The sequence below is a fragment of the Bartonella sp. F02 genome (genome assembly GCF_026929975.1).
Classification (GTDB): domain Bacteria; phylum Pseudomonadota; class Alphaproteobacteria; order Rhizobiales; family Rhizobiaceae; genus Bartonella.
Genome location: NZ_JANHOK010000011.1, coordinates 1 through 5,758 on the forward strand (window position 1 = coordinate 1; position 5,758 = coordinate 5,758).

Here is a 5,758-nt window from a genome sequence, read left to right on the forward strand (position 1 = left end):
CTATTTAATGATGATACCTTTAGCGCCTACTGTTTCTTTAAGGCTGATTTATGACTTAAAATACAAAATGTATTATTAAAAGACATGACTTATCACAGACCTATCTTTCTCAAAAACAAACCTTTTTATGATCTACAATATGGCACATCTTCCGCTTAAACACTGGTTGATTAAAGAACTCCTTGGAGGTTGTCGATTTCCTCTGCGATCATTTCCCTCACCCGTGCAATTATTTTGTGACATAACAAGACTTAAAGAATCTTCGTCTTCGCTAATGAGCTGTAATGTTGCCAAAGCAACAACGCTTAACCTCGCTCCATTTGTCAGTCGCAACAAAATTTCATCAATATCTGCTGTTTCTGATGTCAATGTCGTAAAACGTTCAAAAGTCATTTGAATATTTGCTGGAATAACAATCAATCCAGAATTGCTGCGGATAATTGGGACAGCATGTCTTGCTGTACCCCCGCGTTGATGTGCATACGTTACTAAACCAACCCACACGGTTCCAAGCTCAGCTCTTAAAAGAGTTTGAATGGCATTCCTAATATCAACCTGAGTCATCGATAAAGAAGATGCTCGCCAATTAAAGCGTGGCAAAACAGTCTGTGTTGTCGAAGATGCTATTCTAACAGCAATTCTCTCATATATTTCTATAGGGGTTAAAGGAACACCATAATTTCGAGGAGAACCTTGTATCATCGTATAAAGCAAAGGATATCTTTGACGGAACGAAGTAAATGGATTGGTACTCGGCGCTGTATCAAAAAAATATCCCCCTCCGGACAGAGGACGTTCTGGATAATATTCCTGCAACTCAGCAATCATTTGATAGGTTTGCAAAAGACAAACACCACATATTCCTGCGGATTCTGGTACTCCATCTGTTGTCGTTGCAATCTCATAAAGCCGTCTGCGCCATTCATTAGTCAATCGAAAATTAGGCGGTAAGAGAAGTTTCCGTTTTACTTTAGGTTGAATAGCAGCGAGCTTATTTTTATGTCCAGGCGCGGGACAATAACGAAGAGAATCCCCTAAGTTTCCATCAACATAGCGGTTCCATTTCTGAATATCATAGGACAAAACAAATTCCGATGTCGGAGAATTTTTCGTATCACTTTTAAGATATCCTCCTTTAGCCGTATAAGGCATTCCCCAGTTGACACCGTATTTGGTTACCCGTAAAAAATTGCCATTTCTATCGCGCAATGCTCCTTCACGGCCATTCAAATAAGAAAGATCCCAATAGCCTGCATCCTTTGCACTCGAAACAGTATCTTTGCACAATTTCCAGACAGCCCAATCCCAATTATCTTTGGCAGATTGTTTGGAAGTCATGCATGAGAGAATACCCGAAGAAGGAAAATAGCGGGCAATATGGCCATTTTCTGGATTATAGTACAAACTAACCACATCGGACTTAGAACCATTATCTGAAAGATAATACATCGTAAAAGTACTACTCGTCACATACTTCCAACCCACAGACATTTTAAGACTTATACTTCCAGGAGCTGCAACTGTATTCGCCCAGGTCTTCATCGCGGGCACTAAAGTATGATTGTAATAATCTTTCGTATTTTTTGAAATATACGCATACCATTTCACATCCTTCACACGGTACTTTCGATCAGCCGTATAAAAGGAGCGATCCTGAATAATCCAGCGTTGATTAGGGTCATTGGTCACACAAGGTCTCAGTTTGACATAATCCCATTGCGCTTTGCCACTTCCATCAACCCCTGTCACAGATCCCGGAGCTGTCATGCAAAGCCAAACAGCATTAACGTTCCAAACAACTCTCTGAAACACATCATAACGTGCCGGTCTCACATCTGAGGCCGAACAAGTATCAAGGTAAATATAACTTTCACCATCAACAAAGGTAGGAGCATAGCAATATTCAGATCCCGTATGAACCCTAACACGAATAGGTATTTCCAAAGGAGTATCAGGAGGCGTTTGAGGAACATCTGGAGGAATAATTTTGTGAGACGTATCCTTTCTAGGCGTACCCTTTCTAAAAGCAATATCTTCATGGGTTTTAGAAACTCTGTTACTTGCTAGAACAGCATTCTTACCGAGCGGAAAAGTTTCACGTGTTTGAACATCCTCATCGAGAAAAAAAAGAAACTCACGCGTTTGCAAAAAACCTTGATTCTCTTGAGAAAACTCTTCTTTTTCAGCTTGAGGGATCTTCTCGTTCAAAGGAAACGCTTCATGAGACAACCCTTTCTGAGAGACAGGACCAGAAAAAAGTGCCGTCATGGGAAAGAAAAAAATGCAAAAGAATAAAAATAGTTTTAAATTATATTTTCTCATAAAGACAGAATGCCCTTCGTTCAAAAGTGGGCCTCTTGTGCATTCATCATGGACACAAACTCAATTCCGCTATTTAATGATGATACCTTTAGCGCCTACTGTTTCTTTAAGGCTGATTTATGACTTAAAATACAAAATGTATTATTAAAAGACATGACTTATCACAGACCTATCTTTCTCAAAAACAAACCTTTTTATGATCTACAATATGGCACATCTTCCGCTTAAACACTGGTTGATTAAAGAACTCCTTGGAGGTTGTCGATTTCCTCTGCGATCATTTCCATCACCCGTGCAATTATTTTGTGACATAACAAGACTTAAAGAATCTTCGTCTTCGTCAATAAGCTGTAATGTTCCCAAACCAACAACATTTAACCTTCTTCCATTTGTCAGTCGCAACAAAATTTCATCAATATTTGTTGTTTCTGATGCCAATTCAGTGAAACGTGTAAATTCCATATTCATATTTGTTGGAATAACAATCAATCCAGAAGTACCGCGGATAATTGGGACAGCATGTCTTGCTACACCTCCGCGTTGATGTGCATACGTTACTAAACCAACCCACACGGTTCCAGGATTAGCGTTTAAAAGAGTTTGAATGGCATTCCTAATCTCACTCTGTGTCATCAATAAAGAAGATGCTCGCCAATTAAAGCGTGGCAAAACAATCTGTGTTGTCGAAGAAGCTACTCTAAAAGCAATTCTATCATATGTTTCTCCGGGGGTTAAAGGAAAACCATAAGTTCGAGGAGCATCTTGTATCATCGTATGAAGCATAGGATATCTTCGACGTAACGAAGTAAATGGATTGGTACTCGGCGCTGTATCAAAAAAATATCCACCTCTGGGTAATGGATTTCTGGGATAATATTCCTGCAATTCACCAATCATTTGATAGGTTTGCAAAAGGCAAACACCACAAACTCCTGCGGATTCTGGTATTCCATCTGTTGTCGTGGCAATATCATGAAGTCGTCTGAGCCACGCCTCACTCAATGGAAAATTAGGAGGCAATAAAAGTTTCTTTTTTGTTCTAAACTGAATATTAGCGACCTTATTTTTATGTCCAGGCGCTGGACAATAACGAAGAGAATCCCCTAAGTTTCCATCAACATAGCGGTTCCATTTTTGAATATCATAGGACAAAACAAATTCCGATGTCGGAGAGTTTTTCGTATCACTTTTAAGATACTCTCCTTTAGCCGTATAAGGCATTCCCCAGTTAACGCCATATTTGGTTACCCGTAAAAAATTGCCATTTTTATCGCGCAATGCTCCTTCACGACCATTCAAATAAGAAAGATCCCAATAGCCTGCATCCTTTGTACTCGAAACAGTATCTTTGCACAATTTCCAAACAACCCAATCCCAATTATCTTTGGAAGATTGTTTGGAAGTCATGCAGGAAAGAATCCCCGCAGAAGGAAAATAGCGGGCAATATGGCCATTTTCTGGATTATAGTACAAACTAACCATATTGGACTTAGAGCCATTATCTGAGAGATAATACGTGTCGAAACCAGTGCTCGTCACATATTTCCAACCCACAGATATATGGAGGCTTATACTTCCAGGAGCCACAACCCTACTCGCCCAACTATCCATCGAAGGCATTAAAGTATGGTTGTAATAATCCTTCGCATTTTTTGAAATATACGCATACCATTTCAAATCCTTCACACGGTATTTTCCATCGGCTGTATAAAAGGCATGTTCCTTAATAATCCAGCGTTGATTAGGATCATTCGTCACACAAGGTCTCAGTTTGACATAATCCCATTGCGCTTTGCCACTCCCATCAACTCTCGTTACAGATCCTGGAGCCGTCATACAAAGCCAAACATTCTTAACGTTCCAAGCCACCCTCTGAAACACATCATAACGTGCCGGTCTCACATCGGAGGCCGAACAGGTATCAAGGTAAATATAACTTTCACCATCAACAAAAGTAGGAGCATAGCAATATTCATAACCCGTGTGAGCCTTAACACGAATAGGTATTTCCATAGGAGTCTCAGGAAGTTTTTGAATAACCTCTGGCGGACTAGTCTTGTGAGGCACATTCTTTCTAAAAGAAATATCTTCACGGGTTTTAGAAACTCTTTTACTTACTAGAACAGCATCCTTACCAAATAGTAGAGTCCTACGTGTTGGAACACCCTCATCGCGAAAAGGAATAGGGTCACGCGTTTGCAAAATACCTTTATTCTCTTGAGAAAAATCTTCTTTTTCAGCTTGAAAAATCTTCTCGTTCAAAAGAAAAGCTTCATGAGTAAACTCTTTCTGAGAGACAGAACCAGAAACAAGTACCGTCATGAGAAAGAAGAAAATATACAAGAATAAAAATAGCTGTAAATTATATTTTCTCATAAAGACAGAATACCCTTCGTTCAAAGGTGGGTCTCTTGCGCATTTACCCTGCACACAACTCAATTCCGCTATTTAATGATGATACTTTTAGCGCCTACTGCTTCTTTAAGGCTGATTTATGACATAAAATACAAAATGTACTATTAGGTTCTTTAAAACCCTCAATCATCTCAACACGTATAAGAGAAAAAATATTGATCTTATCTAACCACAATAAAAAAATTTTATAAAAAGCCTATTTTAAAACACACAAACTTTTTCACCTTTTTACATAATGGAACATCTTCCTTTTAAACATTGATTCACCGTAGAGCTGCGAGGAAACATTCTATTCCCACGTCTATCACTGCCTTCTCCTGTACAGTTATTTTGTGACATAACAACACTTAAAGGATTTGGATCTTCTTCACCCATCTGCAATGTTGCAAAAGAATCAATCGTTGCCTGCCCTTGTTGGGAAAATATAGAATAAACAAATTCATAACTCATCGTCTCTTCAGTATCTTCAGAAAAAACATCAAAACTATCTGTAATATTTGTTGGAATAACATGAATTCCATAATGACTACGAATGATTGGCATGGCATGAGCTCCCGTGCTTCCATCTGGAAAAGTATAGGTAAGAAAGGCTATCCATACACTCCCAACTGGTGCTCGAAAAAAATTTCTTATTGCTGCTAAAATTTCACCACGATGAGTAAGAACACGTGATGCATTCCACGTAAAACGGGGCAAAACAGCCTGTGTCACAGCCAAAGCTATGCGCAAATTAATCTCATCATCGGTCTCTACTGGCGTTAAAGGAGCTCCATACAATGCGGTAGCATTGAGCATAAAAGTATAAAGATCAGAATAGCGTTGACCAAATGAGATCATTGGGTCTCGATTAGGCTGCGTATCAAAAAAATAGCCCCCACTGGCCAGAGGACTGCTGGGGTAATATTCCTGTAACTCAGCAATCATTTGATAAGCCTGCAAAAGACAAGTGCCGCATATCCCTGCTGAAATCGTTGTACTATCTGTGGAAACAGCAATCGCATAAAGCCGTTTGCGCCATTCT

At 39.3% G+C, this 5,758-nt stretch carries 3 protein-coding genes; all 3 read right to left on the reverse strand.

Going from position 1 to position 5,758, the window contains the following annotated elements; translation table 11 throughout:
- Positions 1-132 precede the first annotated feature (132 nt).
- Positions 133-2,268, reverse strand: coding sequence for a DUF1561 family protein (locus NPY00_RS06215; protein WP_269021213.1), 2,136 nt, complete (start codon positions 2,266-2,268; stop codon positions 133-135).
- A gap of 255 nt (positions 2,269-2,523) precedes the next feature.
- Positions 2,524-4,698, reverse strand: a complete 2,175-nt coding sequence (locus NPY00_RS06220; RefSeq protein WP_269021214.1) for a DUF1561 family protein — start codon at positions 4,696-4,698, stop codon at positions 2,524-2,526.
- Between the two features lie 267 nt (positions 4,699-4,965).
- A partial coding sequence (locus NPY00_RS06225; RefSeq protein WP_269021215.1) for a DUF1561 family protein occupies positions 4,966-5,758 on the reverse strand: 793 nt, incomplete at its 5' end.